Source organism: Streptomyces sp. NPDC057271 (genome assembly GCF_042668715.1).
Taxonomy (GTDB): Bacteria; Actinomycetota; Actinomycetes; order Streptomycetales; family Streptomycetaceae; genus Streptomyces.
The window spans coordinates 38297-54470 of sequence record NZ_JBHUYJ010000026.1 but is presented as its reverse complement, the minus strand read 5'-3'; the positions used below and the strand labels follow the sequence as shown (position 1 = coordinate 54470).

The 16174-nt window shown below is 72.0% G+C and carries 24 protein-coding genes; all 24 read right to left on the bottom strand.

Going from position 1 to position 16174, the window contains the following annotated elements; genetic code table 11:
• Positions 1 to 11 precede the first annotated feature (11 nt).
• The 24 genes from ACFUJR_RS15255 to ACFUJR_RS15140 all read right to left on the bottom strand — a co-directional run bounded on the left by ACFUJR_RS15255 (position 12) and on the right by ACFUJR_RS15140 (position 16135).
• Complete coding sequence (locus tag ACFUJR_RS15255; RefSeq protein WP_383164124.1) at positions 12 to 1529, bottom strand: DUF2637 domain-containing protein; 1518 nt, start codon at positions 1527 to 1529, stop codon at positions 12 to 14.
• 498 nt (positions 1530 to 2027) lie between these two features.
• Positions 2028 to 2987, bottom strand: a complete 960-nt coding sequence (locus tag ACFUJR_RS15250) for a hypothetical protein (protein WP_383164122.1) — start codon at positions 2985 to 2987, stop codon at positions 2028 to 2030.
• Positions 2984 to 3622, bottom strand: coding sequence for a plasmid partition protein (locus tag ACFUJR_RS15245; RefSeq protein WP_383164119.1), 639 nt, complete (start codon positions 3620 to 3622; stop codon positions 2984 to 2986). Before ACFUJR_RS15245 ends, ACFUJR_RS15250 begins: the two co-directional genes overlap by 4 nt.
• Positions 3623 to 3858: 236 nt before the next feature.
• Entirely contained in the window at positions 3859 to 4284 is a 426-nt protein-coding gene (locus ACFUJR_RS15240) for an NUDIX domain-containing protein (protein WP_383164116.1), read from the bottom strand.
• Between the two features lie 66 nt (positions 4285 to 4350).
• Positions 4351 to 4593 (bottom strand): hypothetical protein, encoded by a 243-nt coding sequence (locus ACFUJR_RS15235; RefSeq protein ID WP_383164114.1) that lies wholly within the window; start codon positions 4591 to 4593, stop codon positions 4351 to 4353.
• Between the two features lie 85 nt (positions 4594 to 4678).
• Positions 4679 to 4858: a hypothetical protein gene (locus tag ACFUJR_RS15230; protein ID WP_383164111.1), complete on the bottom strand. Its 180-nt coding sequence runs from the start codon at positions 4856 to 4858 to the stop codon at positions 4679 to 4681.
• On the bottom strand, positions 4858 to 5337 hold the full coding sequence (locus ACFUJR_RS15225; RefSeq protein ID WP_383164108.1) for a hypothetical protein: 480 nt from the start codon (positions 5335 to 5337) through the stop codon (positions 4858 to 4860). Before ACFUJR_RS15225 ends, ACFUJR_RS15230 begins: the two co-directional genes overlap by 1 nt.
• Complete coding sequence (locus tag ACFUJR_RS15220; RefSeq protein ID WP_383164105.1) at positions 5334 to 5534, bottom strand: hypothetical protein; 201 nt, start codon at positions 5532 to 5534, stop codon at positions 5334 to 5336. Before ACFUJR_RS15220 ends, ACFUJR_RS15225 begins: the two co-directional genes overlap by 4 nt.
• Before the next feature lie 22 nt (positions 5535 to 5556).
• Positions 5557 to 5835: a hypothetical protein gene (locus tag ACFUJR_RS15215; protein ID WP_383164102.1), complete on the bottom strand. Its 279-nt coding sequence runs from the start codon at positions 5833 to 5835 to the stop codon at positions 5557 to 5559.
• Positions 5832 to 6266 (bottom strand): hypothetical protein, encoded by a 435-nt coding sequence (locus ACFUJR_RS15210; protein WP_383164099.1) that lies wholly within the window; start codon positions 6264 to 6266, stop codon positions 5832 to 5834. Before ACFUJR_RS15210 ends, ACFUJR_RS15215 begins: the two co-directional genes overlap by 4 nt.
• Positions 6263 to 6934, bottom strand: coding sequence for a GGDEF domain-containing protein (locus tag ACFUJR_RS15205; RefSeq protein ID WP_383164096.1), 672 nt, complete (start codon positions 6932 to 6934; stop codon positions 6263 to 6265). Before ACFUJR_RS15205 ends, ACFUJR_RS15210 begins: the two co-directional genes overlap by 4 nt.
• A 119-nt stretch (positions 6935 to 7053) precedes the next feature.
• On the bottom strand, positions 7054 to 7329 hold the full coding sequence (locus tag ACFUJR_RS15200) for a hypothetical protein (RefSeq protein WP_383164093.1): 276 nt from the start codon (positions 7327 to 7329) through the stop codon (positions 7054 to 7056).
• A gap of 106 nt (positions 7330 to 7435) precedes the next feature.
• The gene (locus ACFUJR_RS15195) at positions 7436 to 8125 is read right to left on the bottom strand and encodes a hypothetical protein (RefSeq protein ID WP_383164090.1); all 690 of its coding nucleotides are present in this window, start codon (positions 8123 to 8125) and stop codon (positions 7436 to 7438) included.
• Positions 8126 to 8159: 34 nt separating this feature from the next.
• Complete coding sequence (locus ACFUJR_RS15190; RefSeq protein ID WP_383164087.1) at positions 8160 to 8363, bottom strand: hypothetical protein; 204 nt, start codon at positions 8361 to 8363, stop codon at positions 8160 to 8162.
• Positions 8360 to 9367 (bottom strand): AAA family ATPase, encoded by a 1008-nt coding sequence (locus tag ACFUJR_RS15185; RefSeq protein ID WP_383164084.1) that lies wholly within the window; start codon positions 9365 to 9367, stop codon positions 8360 to 8362. The genes ACFUJR_RS15190 and ACFUJR_RS15185 overlap by 4 nt, the downstream gene beginning before the upstream one ends.
• Entirely contained in the window at positions 9364 to 9717 is a 354-nt protein-coding gene (locus tag ACFUJR_RS15180; RefSeq protein ID WP_383164081.1) for a hypothetical protein, read from the bottom strand. Before ACFUJR_RS15180 ends, ACFUJR_RS15185 begins: the two co-directional genes overlap by 4 nt.
• Positions 9714 to 10331, bottom strand: a complete 618-nt coding sequence (locus ACFUJR_RS15175; RefSeq protein ID WP_383164078.1) for a hypothetical protein — start codon at positions 10329 to 10331, stop codon at positions 9714 to 9716. The genes ACFUJR_RS15180 and ACFUJR_RS15175 overlap by 4 nt, the downstream gene beginning before the upstream one ends.
• A gap of 125 nt (positions 10332 to 10456) precedes the next feature.
• Positions 10457 to 10747 (bottom strand): hypothetical protein, encoded by a 291-nt coding sequence (locus ACFUJR_RS15170; protein ID WP_383164075.1) that lies wholly within the window; start codon positions 10745 to 10747, stop codon positions 10457 to 10459.
• Positions 10744 to 10992, bottom strand: coding sequence for a hypothetical protein (locus ACFUJR_RS15165; protein ID WP_383164072.1), 249 nt, complete (start codon positions 10990 to 10992; stop codon positions 10744 to 10746). The genes ACFUJR_RS15170 and ACFUJR_RS15165 overlap by 4 nt, the downstream gene beginning before the upstream one ends.
• Before the next feature lie 19 nt (positions 10993 to 11011).
• Positions 11012 to 11440, bottom strand: a complete 429-nt coding sequence (locus ACFUJR_RS15160; protein ID WP_383164069.1) for an RRQRL motif-containing zinc-binding protein — start codon at positions 11438 to 11440, stop codon at positions 11012 to 11014.
• 273 nt (positions 11441 to 11713) lie between these two features.
• Entirely contained in the window at positions 11714 to 12454 is a 741-nt protein-coding gene (locus tag ACFUJR_RS15155; protein ID WP_383164066.1) for a hypothetical protein, read from the bottom strand.
• 100 nt (positions 12455 to 12554) lie between these two features.
• On the bottom strand, positions 12555 to 13172 hold the full coding sequence (locus ACFUJR_RS15150; RefSeq protein WP_383164064.1) for a hypothetical protein: 618 nt from the start codon (positions 13170 to 13172) through the stop codon (positions 12555 to 12557).
• Positions 13173 to 13286: 114 nt separating this feature from the next.
• Positions 13287 to 13595 carry a hypothetical protein gene (locus ACFUJR_RS15145; RefSeq protein ID WP_383164061.1) on the bottom strand — a complete coding sequence of 103 codons (309 nt, stop codon included), beginning with the start codon at positions 13593 to 13595 and terminating at the stop codon, positions 13287 to 13289.
• Between the two features lie 2 nt (positions 13596 to 13597).
• On the bottom strand, positions 13598 to 16135 hold the full coding sequence (locus tag ACFUJR_RS15140; protein ID WP_383164059.1) for a DNA translocase FtsK: 2538 nt from the start codon (positions 16133 to 16135) through the stop codon (positions 13598 to 13600).
• Positions 16136 to 16174 lie beyond the last annotated feature (39 nt).

The window sequence follows — 16174 nt, the reverse complement described above, 5'->3', positions numbered from 1 at the left end:
TCCCTGGCGGGTCAGCCGCGGTAGCCGGAGCGGATGAGCTCGTCGGCGGCCTGGCGGCGGTCGCCGGCTGCCGTCTTGGAGACGTTGAGCTCGGTGGCGATCTCGTCGAGGGACACCGCGTACATGTCCGGGTGGGCGGGACGCTGATCGGCCGGGAGACCGGCGTGTGCGGTGAGGATCATCCGGGCGACGCGTCGTTCGCCGCGTTCGCGGGTGCTGAGCCGGGCCACGTCCTCTGCTTCCTGAGCGGCGAGCTCTGTACGGGCTGCGGCTTCCCGGGCGATAGCGGCGGCCGCGGTGGCCTCGGCTGTCTCCCGCTCGGCCCGGGCGGTGCGGGCGGCGGCCTCGTGCTGTTCCGCGATCCGTCGGGCCTCTTCCGCCTTTGCTCGCTCGGATTCCGCGGATCGGCGGTCGGCTTCCGCCTGCGCGGTGGCGGCCGCGAGCCGGTCCTCCTGCGCCTGGCGCTGGGCAGCCGCAGTACGGGCCTCGGCTTCCGCCTCGGCAGCGGTCTTCTCCGTCGTCTCCTCCCGCTCGGCGGCCCGTTCCGCGGCCTGCGCGCGCCGTTCCGCCGCCTGGAGCTCTCGCTCCGCCTCCTTGCGGGCGGCTTCCGCCGTGAGCCGGGCCTGGTGTGCGGCCGCGTCCGCTTCGGCTTCGCTGACGGCTTCGGCGACCCGGGCCTGAGCCTCGGCCGCGAGCGTCTCGGCCGTGATCCGGCTCTCCGCCGTCGCGAGCCCGGCGCCGATCTCCATGCGCCGCACCTTCGCGGCGGCGTCCCGCGCTTCGGACTCCAGGAGCCGCTGCTCCTCACGGATGGCCGTCTGCTCGATCCGGTCTTGCTCGGCCGCTGCGCGGGCGTCGGCGGCTTCTTGCTGCAGGCGGGGCAGGGCGAGGGCTTCGTCGACGGTCAGACCGTAGGGGGCCATGGTGAAGGGCAGCAGCTCCTCGGCGCCGGCCTTCTTCCTCCAGCGGCGTCCGTACTTGTGCTGGAGCCATGCCTGGTAGACGGTGCGGTCCTTCTCCATGGCGACCATGCGGGCGTAGGAGGGGATCTCGTAGAGGCGCATGCGTCGGTACAGGCGCCAGGCTGACCAGGGGGCCAGCAGCCAGCGGTGGAGCGGGACCTTGTCGGACTCGACGGCCAGGGACAGCCGGTTGGTGTGGATGATGAGGTGCCGGGCGGCTTCGATCACCGCCACGAACAGCACGGGCAGGACGCCGTGCATCGCGGCGGCGAGTGGGTCCTCGGCCGGCGCCTTCTCCCCCGCGTTGATGTTGAAGACGATCGTGGCGACGGTGAGCAGGTGCGCGATGAGCCGCAGCAGCGGCTTGGGCATGCGCAGCCATACGAGGACGAGGTCGAGGCCGTACATCGCGATGATCCCGGCGTCGATCCCGACCGGGAACACGTAGGAGTAGTTGCCGAAGCCGCGGTCTTCGGCGAGGCCGCGAAGGGCTTCGTAGGAGCCTGCGAAACCGATGCCGCCGACGACTCCGGCGCACACCACGGAGGCCATAATCAGCCACCGCATCGCCTTCGGAGACCATGCCTTCGGACCCGGCTGGGAGGCCACTTCGGCCCCGGCCACTGGCCGCTCGGCCGGGGCCGTGAGCACCTCCCCCACGGCCGCCCCGGCCACCTGGCGGCCGCGCTGTCGCCCAGCTCCCGGAACGCCTCCCTTCGGCTCCGGAACGCCATCAGGAAAAGGCGGAACGGGTTCGCGTGAAGGCGGAACGGGTGTCCTGGCCTCCGGAATGGCCTCGCCTTCAGCGGAAGCGGCCGGGGCCATGGCCTCCTGAGTGGCCGGGGTCTGGTCATCCGTCAGCACGTCATGCATCCGGCCATCCTGCACCGTGCCAGACCAAACGGAAGCACCACCCCCTGATGTCGCACATTCGCCGGTCGCGGACGGAGGCGGTGGCTGCGTTCAGGGACCGGGCCGGAAGGCGGTACGAGGCTCCGCGATACATGCGGAGAGAACGGCACCGGCCCCCACCGCGGGCGGTGGGGGCCGGTGCTACTGCGGAACTCAGTTCGTCTTCGGCAGGAAGCTGTTGGCTCTGGCTGTGGCCTTGCCGGCAGTGTCCTTGGCCTGGGCCAGGATCTTGGCTGCCTCTCCCGCGTCTTCCTCGAGTGCCTTCTTGATGCGGGCGGGGGCGAGAGCGCGGTGGGCAGCTTCCAAGTTCGTCACGGCGCTGCGGAGCTCTTCCAGCGCAGAGACCTGCTCGCCGCCCGTCGGCTGGTTCTGGCGGGGCTGCGGCGTGTTCGCTGCGAGTTCCCGGACAAGGGCGGTCAGTTCTTCCTGTGACAGCTCCTTGTCTTCCTTGCGGGGCACCTGCTGGACGATGCCCGTGATCGCCTTCACGGTGACCGTCTTGCCGGTGGCGTCCTTGATGGTCTCGTGGACGGCAACGGAGGTCTCGGGTCCGTAGTCCTTGGTGATCGGGTTGAGGGCGCCGGCCGCCTTCTTGCCGATACTGATGGTGTCTGCACGTGCAGACACTTTGTTCGAATTCTCTTCGAACGGTTTGTCTGCACGTGCAGACAGAAGCTCTCCGATCGCGTACGCAGTCATCTCTTCGTAGGCGATGGGGCGGGACTTCTTGAAGACCTCCTCGGCGAAGGCGCCGAAGGTGGCGTGGGTCTTGCGGTAGAGACGGCGATTGTTGATGTTCGCCATGGCCTTGCCCATGACCCACCAGGCGTCCTCGAACTGCTGGACTCCTCGCATGCACAGCGCGAGGATCTCCTCCTCAGCGTCGCTGAGGTCACCCGTCGCGTCCGGTGTTTCAATGGGCTCCGGCAGGTCGGCGAGCGTCATCATCTTCTCCGGCCGCCCCTGCGCGAAGGAGAAGCCGGCCGGGGTGTGGCTGTGGCCGGTCTCCTGGGCTGCGGCAAGAGTGCCGTCCTGTTGGCCGGGGACGGCCACCGCCGTGCCTGCGGCGGCCTTGCGGGCCTGACGGTCCTTGAAGGGGTTCGGCTTGCTCACGGCAGCAGGCCCCGCTCTTCCATCTCAGTGACGAGCTCGTCGAACACCGAGCCCTTGGCCTGGATGTCACTGCCTTCGTGGGTGCGCATGTACTTCACCACGGACGGCACCACCGTGGTGAAGACGTTGTAGCCCTCGTCCTCCAGGTACTCCCGCACCTGCTTGATCTCGTTGACGCCGGACGGGGCCTTGCACAGGAGTACCCAAGTGGCCGGCGGCTGGCTGTCGACCCGAAGGGGGGCGAGTTCCTGGATGAACTCCTTGGTCGGGAGTTCCTCCATGCGCTCGACGTCGTTCATCGACGGCGGAAGGTTGACGATGGCCAGGTCGGCAAGGCGCAGCACGGAAGCTCCGACCGCCTTGTGGTCCTCAAGGTGGCCCACGTCCACGACGCCGATGCCGTCCTCGAATCCGGCCGGGATCATCTGCGGGACGTTCATGTGGAAGGCGGAGGTCGCAGCCTGCTGGACGACGAACGGGTAGGAGCCCGCGGCCTGCCAGCGGCTGAACTGCCGGGAGTCGTCCGCGTCGAAGCCGATCACCTTGCGTCCGCGCTCGTGCAGGGCGTGGCTCATCCACGCGGAGTTCGTGGTCTTGCCCGTGCTGCGAGGGCTGACATTGGCGATGAAGAACATGGCGTGAGCGTACCGACCCGATGCGCTGTCGAAGCCTCGCCCGGCCATAAGCGCGCGTCTGGTCGTCCCTCCAGAACGCAAAAAGGCCGGTGTCCGCGCGTTCGCGTGGACACCGGCCTTGAGGCATGGCGATGAAAGTCAGCGAGCCCAGGTAGCGGGCGCGCCATCGTCAGGGTCGAGGAGAGCGGTGGCGGTAGTCGGGGCGGCCGGGAAGGGTGGGCGCGGCGCTCTGGGGATCAGGGGGCCGATGCCGCAGCGGCGAGGATCGCGGCGTGGTCGAACGCCAGTCGCTCCGGCAGCGCGTCCAGGGGCCACCAGCGGGCGGTGCGGGCGTCGTCTCCGGCGGTGATCGTGGTGCCGACGGGGACGACGGCCGCGTAGGCGACGGTGATGTACCGGGCGCGCGGGTCGCGGTCGGGGGCGTCCCAGACGCCGATCTGACGCAGGGCGTCGGTGGTGACGGTGACGCCCGTTTCCTCCTGCAGCTCCCGGGCGGCGGCCACGAGGCTGGTCTCACCGGCGTCGACGTGGCCGCCGGGAAGCGCCCAGGCGCCCTCGTGCGGCGGCCAGCCGCGCTGGATCAGCAGGACCTCGCGGGCAGGTGTCAGGGCGACGACGTCGGCGGTGTAGCGAATCGTCTCGAATGTCTCGGTCTCGGTCATGTGCGCCTTCCTCGGAAGAGCTGCTGTTGGTGGTCGGGGGACTGGCCGCTGTACGTCTTGGGCTGGTCAGGCGGTCGCGGGACGGCTCAGGCCCGGGATCCTCTTCTTCCAGCGGTCCCACAGGGTGGGGTGAGTGTGGCGCCAGGCGACGCGGTCGAGTCGCACGGGGTCGGTGTAGCGCTGGGAGAGCCCGCAGGTGCACTCCAAGTTGTAGGGGAGCGGCTGGGTGTCGTCGCGGGTTGTGGTGACGACGACGCGGTTCCCGTCGTGGGCGCCGTGGTAGGTGCCGACCCAGAACTGTGTGAGCATCGCGATTCCGATCTGTGTGAAGGATGGTGCCGGGGCGGCCGGGCCATGGCCGGCGGCCGCCCCAGGCTGACTGGTGGGCGGGGTCCTATGCGGTCGGGTGGTCGGTGACCACGAGGAACTGGTCGGAGTCGAGGTCCATGACGACCCGCGCGTCCGTTCCCTGGTCGCGTTGGGCAGCGGCGTATTCGTCGGCGGACCAGGATCCGCGGGGGTAGCCGGCGGGGAAGCTCTCGAGGACCTGGCGCTGCGCGGGCAGGGTCGTCATCAGGGTTCGCCGTTCTCGAAGGCGTCGATCAGGTCGCCGATCGCGTCGGGGCTGGCGGCCTGACCGATCCAGTGGCCGGAGGCGGTGAACACCGGCACGCCGTCGTGGTCGGCGTTGAAGACGGACACGTAGTCGCCCCAGCGCTCCAGGATGAGGTCGTACAGCACTGGGGCCGGCGCAGCTTCCAGGACCTCCAGGGCGTCGACGGTGAAGTGCGCGGGGGCGTCGGGGTTGTCGGGCTGGACGGCGGTGCCGGTGATGCGCAGCAGGTCGCCGGGCTGGATCTCGCGCAGCAGCACCTCGGTGATGCGGGGGTCGCCGGTGGTGCAGGCGTACACGGTGTCCGGGGTGTCGGGGGCGATCCGGTCCGCGTCGGCGGGGGAGTGGATCAGGTCGAACGTGGCGGTGCCCCAGCTGGTACCGGGGGCCGGGATGGCGTCGACGTAGCCGTCGATGACGAGGTGGGTCTGGGAGTTCATCGGTGGGCCTCCGCCCGGGTCTTGGTGGTGCGGGGTCGGGGGGTGTGCTGCGCGAGCACCAGGAGCTCGCGGTTGCGGCGCTGCTGTTCGGGGGTGAGCGGCCGGGCCTTCGGGCGGCGCTGGTGCCAGAGCGGCGAGGCCGGCGGTTCGGGGTAGGCCAGGGCGTGGTCGACGTCGTTGGGTGTGGTGCTGGCCATGAGGGCCTCCGGATGGAGGGGTTCAGGCGTGGTCGTCGTCGCGCTGGCGCTTGGGCTGGAGGTCGGAGGCGTACCGGCCGAGGCGGGCCTCGGTGGGGTTCGCGGCGATCCAGGATTCGGCGCACGCCTTGTGGACGGGCTCCCCGTAGTGGGAGCGCATCGGCGTGGGCCGCTCGCACAGCGCGCAGGGGCGGTCGGTCCAGCGGTCGAAGTGCTGGGCGTCGCGCCAGTCCAGCAGGCCGCCGGGGACCGGGATCAGGCCCGGTTCCCACAGCGGCTTTCTGCGGGACTTGCGGGTCACGGCCGCAGGTCGGGCAGCTGCTGGAGGACGTGGTCCACGAGGGTCTGCGTCGGCTTCCAGGCCGGGAGCGCGCCCGTGGCGGGCACGGGCAGCGGCAGTTCGTGGACGTCGGCGAGGACCAAGTGGTGCACGTCGCGCTGCGCCCAGGGGCTGGTGCAGCGCTCGGGGCCCTGGTCCGGGTGGCAGTCGATGAGCCGGGCGACGCCGATGACCGCGCCGCGGTGGAGTTCGCGGCCGCGGATCGTGGTGGCCACCAGCGGGTCGCGCAGGGCCGCGCGGTCCAGCTTCAGGCCCGCGTGGATGAGGACCCAGCCGCGCCAGGGCCAGTGGGCGGGCCTGTTCTCCGGGGTCTTCCCGGCGAGGATGCAGGTGGCCCAGGGCTGGCGGATCGTGATGCCGCGGATCCAGTCGCCGCCGTCGAGTCCGGTCATGCGGCACGCTCCAGCGCGGTGCCGGGGCGTCCCTGCCGACGGCCGTTGACGGTCGGCGTCTGGAGGTCCTCGATCTCCGCCCATCCGTACCGGCCGGAGTGCTTGGTCCGGTACATCGAGACGTCCGCGCCGCGCAGCAGGGCGGGCAGGGCGCGGATGCCGAGGTAGTCGGGGACGGCGGTGCCGACCGAGGCGGCGACCGGGAGCGGGCCGGCCTGGGTGGGCACGGGCTGGTGGAGCGCATCCATCAGCTGCTCCAGGCGCTCCTCCATCGCGTGGTCGCTGGCCTGGGTGTCGACGCGGGTCGCGACGGCGAACTCGTCTCCGCCCAGGCGGCCGACGACTCCGTGCGGCCCGGCCCAGCGGGCGAGGCGCTCACCGGTCGCGGCGAGCGCGGCGTCACCGGCGGCGTGGCCGTGGGTGTCGTTGAGCCCCTTGAAGTTGTCAAGGTCGACCAGGCAGAGCAGGGAGTCCTTCTGGTGACGGGCGAGCAGGCGCTGGGCGCGGCGCTCGAACGCGGCGCGGCGCTGGGCTCCGGTGAGCGGGTCACGGCGTTCGGCCGCCAGGCGCCGGTGGAGCGTGAGGGCGTGGACGGCCCAGCCGGTGACCGGTAAGGCGAGGGTGGTGATGATGAGGACGCGCTGCCCAGCGCGCGTGACGGGGTCCATACTTGGGGTCTCCCTCTCGTCTTGTGTGGGATGGGGTGGACCCGGGACGGTCGGTTGGTTTGGACGCCTTGTCGTCCGTCCCGGGGCAGAGCTGCGCAGCCGACCGGTGTGGGTCGGGCTCAGCGGTAGGGGTTGTGCCAGAGGCCGGCCTTCGCGGCGGACCAGTCGAGCGCCCAGTCGGGCCGCAGCCCGCGCGCTCCCCAGCCCCCGGCCTGCTTTCCGGGGTTCTCCAGTCCCGCCGCCTGCGCGGCGAGCGCGGCGTCGTACGCCTCGTGTGCGCGGCGCAGGGCCTCGCTCGGGGACGACGCCTCGCCGGTGAAGACGTGGACGCCGTGCAGCTGGCGGTTGGTGGTGTGGCGTATCGGGACGTCTACCTCGAAGTGGCGAGTCGGCATGACGGCCCATCTCCCTTCCCTTGTGCTGGTCGTGGCGGAACACCGCGACCGCCCCGGCCAGGTGAGGCCGGGGCGGCACGGAGGAACGCCGCGCTGCGGGGGAGGGTCAGGCGCCGGCGGTGACGGCGGCCATGCGCTCGGAGAGCTTCGGGGCGTCGGCGACGCGGACCCACTGTCCGTCGGTGATGGGCTTGGCGCCGTGGGCGGGCGTGGTGTGGTCGCCGTAGAACGCGTGGAGGACCGGGACGCCGCCGCTCCACCGGTCGAAGTGCTTCCAGGTGAAGGCCGGGTGCTTCGGGTCGTCGTAGTAGCACTCCCCGGCCGGGACGTACGCCTCGGTCAGGTCGAAGACCTGGCCGGTGGCGGGGTTCGTCCACTCGGTGCGGCCGATCTCGTCCTCGTCGATCGGCTGGCCGTCGGCGTCGATGCGGCGGTCCAACCAGGAGACGGTGACCTGGCAGCCGCGGTGGTCCCAGGTGTTGGGGTAGGGCTGGCCGACGGAGTGGTAGTCGACGTGGACGTCCAGGTCGTTCAGCGGCTGGCGGCCGCGGAGCTCGGTGCGGACCAGGCGGGCGCGGCCGGCCTCGATCGGCTCGGTGTACGGGTCGTCGAAGCGGCCGGTGCCGCCGCCGTTGACGAGCCAGCCGCGCACCGAGGCGTACACGCGGCCGTCGCGGTCGGGGGCGTTCTCGGTGACCTCCCAGTCGGCGATGATCAGCGCGACATCGCCCGCGAAGTGCAGGGTGCCGTGCTCGGTGTCGGCGATGTGATGGTCGGGGGTGTTCCAGTCCTGCATGACGAGTTCCCTTCGGTGGGAGCGGCCGGGCCGCTCAGAGCTGGATGTGGATCGGGGTGCGGTGGTCGCCGTAGTCGCGGCGGGGGTTGTGGACGGTGCGGCGGTGCGCGGCGAGGCCGGCGGCCCCGCCCTGGATCGGCAGCTGGCATTCGTCGCAGCCGTACAGCCACTCGTCCCCGGCGGGGAGCTCCGGCGGGGTGAGGGGGTGCGGGTGCGGGCCCTCGGCGGCGCGGCTCACGCGCGGACCGCGGCCGCGTACTGCTCTTCCAGGTCGGCGCGGCCCTCGAGGTCGTCGTCCATGCCGCGGGTGTGGTCGTCGGCCTCCTGGTCGACGTCGTCGGGCCCGCCGTGGACGGAGCAGGCGGCGTCCGGGTGCAGCCCGGTGTCGCTGGTGTGTGCGTTCAGCAGGTCGGTGACCGAGAAGACCGGCTGCCACGCCGGGGCGTCGCAGTCGTCGTCGTGCGGGCAGCCGACCAGCAGGTCGAAGCCCACATCGCCCTCGCCGTCGACGTCGGTGCGCAGGGCGAGGACCAGGCGGTCGGGCCCGAGGCGGATCTCGCCGACGCGGTCGCCGTCGGCGAGCTGCGATCCCTCGCGCCACTGCCACAGCGGCAGCACGTCCGCGCCGAAGAAGCGGCGGACCAGGAGCAGGCTGCCCAGGCCGTCGCCGCCGTCCCAGCCGAGCTCGCGGCGGCGGGTGTCGCTGGCTCGCTTCAGCAGCGGCTCCAGGCGGTGGATGTTGTCGGCGAACACGACGTGGTCGAAACCCTCGTTGCGCAACTGGGGGAAGGCGGCGACGGCTTCGGCGTGCTGGCGGCGTACGACGTCCTCGGGAACCGCGCGGTCCGGGCTCCGGTCGGCCTGGCGCTCCACGCAGACCGAGGCCGGGGTGGAGACCAGGAACGCGACGGTGGGCACGCCGTAGTTCCGGGCCATCTGCACCAGGCTGGCCCTCACCCGCTCCTCGGTGTTCGTCGCATCAATGACGGTCGTCTTCTTCCGGGCGAGGCGGGCCTCCAGCACGGTGTGCATCACGTTGACCGCGGACATGGTGGCCGACTGGTCCCCGGCCTCGTCCGAGACCATGGCCCTGAACCGGTCGAGCTCCAGGACCTGCGTGGAGGGCCAGGTGCTCGCCCAGGTGCTCTTGCCGCTGCCCGCAGCCCCGATGAGGACGATCAGCGCCGGGTCCGGGATGGTCGTGTCAAGCGGCTGCATGGTGCCTTCGAAGGTGATCTTCACGGGCGTTCTCCTTGCGGGTGGAGGGTGGAGGCGGCCAGGTGCAGGCGCATCCCGGCGGAGTCGAGGAGGAAGGCCGCGGCCTCGTCGACCGCGCAGGCGGCGGACTCGGAGTCCTCGCCGTCCAGCGGGGTGAGCGCGGCGGCGCGCGAGGCCATCGTCAGCAGCTGGTTGAGCGAGCCGAGGACGCCGCCCTTGGGGTCGGCCTCGTCGAACAGCTCGCGCAGCGTCTCGGCGAGGAACTCGGCGTCGATCGAGCCGCCCAGTTCGTCCTCGATCTGCTGGACGGCGAGCTTCACGATCCCGGCCGACGCGCGGACGCGCTCCAGCCGAGTGCGGGCGGCGGGGGTCACCGGCGGTCGCCCTTGCGCAGGGTGAGCCAGGCGGTGACCAGGGCGGCGGCCACGCCGATCGCGCGGTGGGCCGCCTGGTCCAGCTCCATCAGCGCGGTCCCCGGACCGGAGACGTCCTGGACGGCCTTGGGGTACTCGGTGCCCTCGCCGCCGGCCTTGCGGACGACGGTGGCGTGCTTGATGTAGCCGCCCTTGCCGGCCTTCCCGGCGAGCCAGATCAGCGGGTCGCGCCGGTCCAGGATTCCGTGGGTGACCGCGTTGATCGCGGCGCCGGTCAGGAGCGCGGCCGCGGGGACGCGGTAGCCCAGGGTGCGGGTGACGGCGATCGTGGAGGCGAGCTGCAGGGCGCTGTAGCTGGCGACATGCCGGCTCACGCTGCGGCGGCCGTATGCGCTAGCGGTGCAGGTGCGGCCCTCCCTGCCGGTGCGCCAGGGGTTCTCCTCCACCGGGGAGCCGTCGTTCGTGTAGACCAGGTGCGCGCCGTGCATGCCCTTGGTCGACGCGTCGTGGCTGTTCTGGACGAACTGGTCGCCGAGGGGGTGGACGGAGTCGAAGACGGCGGTGAGAGCGGCTACCAGGGCCAGGCCCTCGATGGCGCGGAGGCGATCGGTCATGCTGGGTGTGCTCCTCATCTCGGTGTTCGGGGTGGGGTGTGCGGGGTGGCCGGCCTCTTGCGGATGCTGCGGACGCCCTGTGGTGCCTCGCCCCCGGCCGGACTCCGGCCGGGGGCGGTGGTGTTTCAGAACGGGGGCTCGTCCCAGGCCGGGACGGGCAGGAGCCGCAGGCGCAGCTCGCGGCGGTGGGCCCAGCAGCCGCACGCCTCCATCTCGGGGAAGGCGCCGCCGACCCACCAGCCGCCCTCGCCGTGGCAGCGCGGGCAGTCCGGCCGGGGGCGGGCGGTGATCTCGATGCGGTGCCGGTCGGCGTAGAGCTTGAGGTTGCTGGCCTTGAGTGCGGCGGCGGCCGCCGCCGCGGCGAGCGGAACGGTGGCGGCGATCAGCAGGGGGGCGCGCACGCGGCGGGCGGTCACGTCAGCGGGATGGCACGGCAGGCGGTGGCGTGGTTGTTGGCGTCGGGGCGGATGCGGAAGAGGTAGTCCTTCTCCGGGGCGCGGGAGGCGTCACCGCAGCCGTGGCACGTCCAGCGGTTGTTGTCGAAGTGTTCGCCGTGGCCGGTGACGTCGACGTAGCTGCCGCCGGTGGTGACGAACCGGATCAGCAGGCCCTTGGGGCGGTCGGGCTCGGTGAAGGCAGAGGTACGGACGGCGGTGCTCATGAGTGGTGGTCCTCTCGGGTCAGGCGGCAAGCAGGTGCTTGGCCGGGGGAGCGATGTAGGAGGCGGGGTCGGCGGGTGTGCCGTCGAAGCACTCCAAACAGGAGCCCAAGGTCTTCAAAGGGAGGCAGTGGAAGTAGCGCCGGCCGCAGGGGCCGGGGCACGTCTGGCGTGCGGCCATCGCCTTGTCGAGCGCGGCTTCCTTCGCGAGGGTCATCGGGCGCTTCGGTTTCGCCAGGTCGATCCGGTACAGCCACGCGAAGCGCTGACCGCGACGGCATTCGATCCGGGCGACGGGCTCCTGGCCGCCTGGGCGCAGTCCCATCTGCCGCAGCTGGCGGCGGGTCGCGAGGTTCGCGCGGCCGGCCTGCTTCCACCGAAAGACCGGGATGGAGCCGTCGCCGGGGTCGTTCGGGTCGACGTCGACCAGGTCCTCGGCCTGGTCGGCCATCACCTGCTCCAGGAGCCGGGGAGTCGGCGCTGGGGCTGCGGGTAGCGGGGGCCGGGGATGGTGGGGCGCGGGCGGCCGATCCTGCGGCGGGGCCGGGGGATGAGCACGATCAAACCCTCCGTGTCGGTGGCGTGGACGTGGTGCGCCCGCCGTCCCTGGTGGCGGGGCGGCGGGCGCGGGCGGAGCGGTAGGCCGGTCGGCCTGTCCGGTCACCGGCAGCCAGCCGCCCGGGGTGCGGGCGGCGGCGGCCGGTGGCCAGACGGAGCGACCGGGTCAGCGGTTGAGCTGGCGAACGTTGTCCGGGGCCGGGCTGTCGGGCTGGGCGGGGATGTGGATCTGGGGCTGGACGGTGACCTGCGGGGCTCCGACGGTGGCGAACACGCGGGGGCGCAGGTTGAGCCCCCGCAGGGCGAAGGCGCTGGCGATCGTCCAGGCGAGGACGGCGATGGCAGTGGCGACGGTGCGCGAGGTCTCCGGGGTCGTCGTCCAGACCATCGCGATGCCTGCGATCCCCCAGGCCGACCAGGTGAGCCGCACTCCGTTGCTGCGGGTGATGAACCCGGCGATCAGGGAGAACAGGCCGGTGACTTGCCAGAGCGTGTAGACGGTGGAGGCACTGATCGGCAGGCCGGCGGAGTGGGCGGCGATGTAGGAGCGGATGGGGTTGTCGATCGTGGCCCACACGCCGGTGGAGGTGTTGTCGCCGACCTGGACGTTCGGGACGGCGGTGAGGATGCGGTGCGCGGCGTCCAGGAGGACGTCGACGGCGCCGTCGAAGAGCAGGACGACGAACGAGAACACGGCGATGGCGGCGACGGCCTTGATCCAGTTGGCCATGCCGTGCCATCCGGCCTCGGGTGCGCGTCGTACGTCGTCCCACATCTCGTGGAAGACGCCGCCGTCGTCCCACGCTTCGTTCCACCAGGTGCGGGCTTCGGCGAGGCGGGGCTGCTGCTTCGGCTGCGTCGCCGGGCGGTCGTTGTCGGTGGTCGGGGTGGGGTCGTTGGGTGCCAAGGTGATGCTGCTCCTTGTCGAGACGGTGGTGCGGGCCGGGTGGCCTGTCCCGTCCCCGGCGCCCGGGTTGGCGGGGCGGGGGCGAGGCAGGCAGCCCGGCTCATCCGTGGAACTTGTTGCGCCGGAAGACCGCCTTGCGGATGTTGACCGTGGTGCCGCCCTCGCTGCCGCCGCGCGAGGTTCCGCGTACGGCGAGGGCGAGGAAGACGAGGACGAACAGGCCCGCCACGCTCATCACGGCCTGGCCAGTCGCGGTGAGGATCGCGGGGAGCTGGGCGAGGGTCGGGGCCGCGGCGCCGATGCCGACCCCGGCGAGCGCGATGCCGCCTCCGGTCGACAGGGCGAGGGCGCTGTACTTCCAGACGAAGGCCGGCACGGCGCGCTGCGGCGCGACCACGGCGGGCGGGAGCGCGGGCGCCAGGGCCGGAGCCATGATCTGGGGGTGGGCCGGGACCGGGGTGAGGGCCGCCCGCTGGTACTGCGCGCTGAGGTAGCGGAGGGCTTCCTCCCTACGGACCAGGTCGTAGACGCGCGCCATGTACGCCTCGTCCGTGGGAAGTCCGGCGGCGGCGTGGATGGGCGCGGCGGGGAGTGCGCCGGGCCGGGCCTCGGGGAACAGGGCCCAGATCTGCTCCATGCCGTCGACCGGGAGGCCGGGGGACGGTGCGGGGTGCTCGGTTCGCTGGTAGTCGGTGAGGGTGAGGTCGCGGGGTTCCACGAGGTGCTCCTTGGCCGGGGGATGGTGGTGGGGAACGCGAAGGACCCGCCCGGCCGAGGTGGCTGGGCGGGTCCTTGGGGGCCCGGGTCGGGCCGCAGGGGGCGGGGCGGTGGGTCAGCCGAGGCTGTAGAAGGCGAGGAACGCGGCGGCGAGGACGCAGCCGAGCTTCGCCCACCACGGTCCGACTTCCCAGGCACCCCAGAGCAGGGCGAGGGAGCCGGCGCGGAGGCCCCAGCGGGCGAGGAACCCGAGCGGCTGGTGCTGCTGGAGTTCCTGGATCCGTTGGGTGCGCCGGTTCATCTCGTCTTGGAGGTGCGCGCGGGTGACAGCGTCGGTCGGGTCGGTGTTCTTGAACGTCTCGCTATAGCGGTGCCGTTCGACCTCGAGGCGCTCGATCTCCTCGTCCGCTGTCTCGAAGGACATGGTCACTCCTTGGTGTGCGAAGCGGTGGCGGCCACGAGGCCCAGCGCGCCCAAGTCGCGGGCGCTGTAGCCGAGTTCGTCGGCCAGCCTCATCATTACCACCTCCAGGTCCTGCGTCGAGACCAGGATGTCGCGTGCCTTCGCGCCGTCGGCGGGGCCGACGATGCCGTGGCTGTGGAGCAGTTCCATCAGCTGCTCCGCGAGGGCGAAGCCGATGCGCAGCTTGCGCTGGAGCATCGAGGCGGACCCGAACTGGGTGGAGATGAGCAGTTCGACGGCCTGGAGGACCAGGCCGCCGTCGATGCCCTCGGGCAGCTGCTCCGTCCCGGCCGTCTCGACCGGTGCGGTGCTGGGCTGCTGGGCGGCGGCCTCTCGGGCGATGTACCGGGTGTACTGCCCGGAGTCGTCCTTGATGGCCTTGCCGTCCTTGGCCCACGCCTGGAGCCAGCCGCCGACCGTGCGCGGCGCCGGGGTGGCCTCGTCGCCGAGCAGCTGCTTGAGCATCTCGTGCAGGGCCTTGGGCGCGTAGCCTGTTTCGCCGGCGGCGACCAGGAGCTCCCAGCCCTTCTCGCGCGGGTCGACGGGGCGGGAGGGGCGGGGGAGCGGTCCGGCCTGCGGGACAGCCGGGGCCGCTGCCGGAGGCGGGCCCGCGGGGACGGCGATCGGTCCGGACGTCGGGTCGAGGCTGGCGTTGACGGCGGCGAACAGCTCCGCCGCGCCGCCGAAGCCCTCGAAGCCCTGCGGCACTGCGGCGGCCGGGGCCGCCGCAGGGTGGCCGGCGACCCGGGCAGTGGCCGGATCGGAGGCGAGCAGGGTGGCGGCGTCGATGATCTCCCCGGCGTTGTCGATGGCGTGCTGCGCGGACTCGGTGAGCGTCTGGCCCTTGTAGAGGTCCGGCAGGGTGCGCGCCCACCGCTGCGGGTAGTACGCCCCGCTCTCCACCGACGCGGACAGCTGGTCCAGCTTCGGCCGCCGGGCGGCGGTCGCGGCGCAGATCTTGTCGGTGAGCTCGTCGACCAGGCGCCACACCTTCATCGCCGTGGGCTTCTTCGGGCCGAGGCGGGTGTGCATCGTCCAGCCGGCGCCCGCGACGGGTGCGTCCTTCGGGTCGATCTTGATGTAGCCGGGGAAGAGGTAGGCGAGCTCTTCTGCGTCGGACACGGTCATGCCGACGCGCCACTTCGCCTGGATCTTCATGGTGGCGGTGACGACGTCCTGGGTGGCGCGCAGGCCGCAGACGAGGTTGCGGACGCGCATCGCGCGGCCCTCTTCGGCGACCTTGTCGAGCATCTCCTTGACGTCGAAGGGCAGGGAGGCGGTCTCGTCGGTGATGATGACGATGCCGGGGATCTCGTGGGAGATCGGCAGCTTGTTGTCGGTCTTCTTCTCCCGCATCAGCTGCTGGTAGCCGGCCTTGCGGGCGGCGATGATCTCCCCGGCCATCTTCAGCATGAGCCGGGCTTCGTCCTCGGTGTGCGCGATCCAGTCGACGACCGGCGCGGAGGCGAGGCCCTCGGTGGCCCACGGGGTGATCCACGGGAGGGCGACGCCGCCGCCGGTGATGTCGATGGCCCAGATCAGCGCGTCGGGCATCCGGGCGAGCTGGCCGGTGACGACGCGCAGGGTGTTCGTCTTGCCCGCGTCGGTCTCGCCGATGAGGATGCCGCAGTCGTTGCAGAGACTGCCCATGGCCTGCTTGCCGTTGCGGTGCAGGCCGAAGGGGAACCGCTCGGTCAGCGTCAGCTCCGAGAAGTCCTCCGGGTAGGGGATGTCCTCGCTGATGACGTCCTTGAGGGTGACCTCGATCAGGATCGTGCCGCGGTGGGCGCCGGGGAAGATCTCGACACCGCAGCCGTCGGCGAGGCGCAGGTCGGCGGCGAACTTCGGGCCGTAGCCGTTGAGGTCGTCCGCGTTCGAGCCGCCGGAGGGCAGGTCGATCTCAACGGTGTAGCCGACCTTCTCGGGCCAGTGCTGCACGTCCTTGCCGACGCAGTTCTCCAGCCGGGCGACGCGCTTCATGCGGTCTTCCCAGTCGCGCAGGATGCCGACGGACTCGCGGCGCAGCTTCAACAGGCGCTTGCGCTCGGAGCGGGTGGACTCCGAGCGCGTGGCGGACGCGTTCGCGGCGATGCCGACCGCGGCCAGGCCCAGGCCGGTGGCCCAGCCGGTGGAGGTGAGGGGCGCGGTCGCCAGCGCCCAGGACGCCCAGCCGGCTGCGGTGACCCAGGACAGGGCGCGGGTGGTGAGGGTGCCGACTGTGGTGCCCTCGCGCAGGTCGTGGACGGCTCCGGCGGCGGCCGCGAACCCGAGGGGGATGGCGGCGGCCTGCCAGGGCAGTCCGGTGAGCGGGGCGAGCATCACCATCGAGGCGGCGGTCTCGCTGGCGTATCCGAGGAAGGTGGTGTGGCCGCTGGGCAGCGACCAGTCCCAGTGACGCATCGACATGGGGAAGTTCTCCGTCCTGGTGAGGAAGGGGCGGGGCAGCAACAAGGCGGGCAGCAAGGGAGCCGGTGGCCGGCCCTTGTGGTTCGGGGCGGCCACCGGCTCCTGGTGGGTGCGGGTCGTGCTCGGGGTGGGGGA

Excerpts from the sequence above, each read along its gene's own strand:
- ACFUJR_RS15255 (WP_383164124.1), bottom strand. The coding sequence starts at position 1,529 with ATGCGGTGGCTGATTATGGCCTCCGTGGTGTGCGCCGGAGTCGTCGGC.
- ACFUJR_RS15245 (WP_383164119.1), bottom strand. The coding sequence starts at position 3,622 with ATGTTCTTCATCGCCAATGTCAGCCCTCGCAGCACGGGCAAGACCACG.
- ACFUJR_RS15240 (WP_383164116.1), bottom strand. The coding sequence starts at position 4,284 with ATGACCGAGACCGAGACATTCGAGACGATTCGCTACACCGCCGACGTC.
- ACFUJR_RS15235 (WP_383164114.1), bottom strand. The coding sequence starts at position 4,593 with ATGCTCACACAGTTCTGGGTCGGCACCTACCACGGCGCCCACGACGGG.
- ACFUJR_RS15230 (WP_383164111.1), bottom strand. The coding sequence starts at position 4,858 with ATGACGACCCTGCCCGCGCAGCGCCAGGTCCTCGAGAGCTTCCCCGCC.
- ACFUJR_RS15225 (WP_383164108.1), bottom strand. The coding sequence starts at position 5,337 with ATGAACTCCCAGACCCACCTCGTCATCGACGGCTACGTCGACGCCATC.
- ACFUJR_RS15220 (WP_383164105.1), bottom strand. The coding sequence starts at position 5,534 with ATGGCCAGCACCACACCCAACGACGTCGACCACGCCCTGGCCTACCCC.
- ACFUJR_RS15210 (WP_383164099.1), bottom strand. The coding sequence starts at position 6,266 with ATGACCGGACTCGACGGCGGCGACTGGATCCGCGGCATCACGATCCGC.
- ACFUJR_RS15205 (WP_383164096.1), bottom strand. The coding sequence starts at position 6,934 with ATGGACCCCGTCACGCGCGCTGGGCAGCGCGTCCTCATCATCACCACC.
- ACFUJR_RS15200 (WP_383164093.1), bottom strand. The coding sequence starts at position 7,329 with ATGCCGACTCGCCACTTCGAGGTAGACGTCCCGATACGCCACACCACC.
- ACFUJR_RS15195 (WP_383164090.1), bottom strand. The coding sequence starts at position 8,125 with ATGCAGGACTGGAACACCCCCGACCATCACATCGCCGACACCGAGCAC.
- ACFUJR_RS15175 (WP_383164078.1), bottom strand. The coding sequence starts at position 10,331 with ATGACCGATCGCCTCCGCGCCATCGAGGGCCTGGCCCTGGTAGCCGCT.
- ACFUJR_RS15165 (WP_383164072.1), bottom strand. The coding sequence starts at position 10,992 with ATGAGCACCGCCGTCCGTACCTCTGCCTTCACCGAGCCCGACCGCCCC.
- ACFUJR_RS15160 (WP_383164069.1), bottom strand. The coding sequence starts at position 11,440 with ATGGCCGACCAGGCCGAGGACCTGGTCGACGTCGACCCGAACGACCCC.
- ACFUJR_RS15145 (WP_383164061.1), bottom strand. The coding sequence starts at position 13,595 with ATGTCCTTCGAGACAGCGGACGAGGAGATCGAGCGCCTCGAGGTCGAA.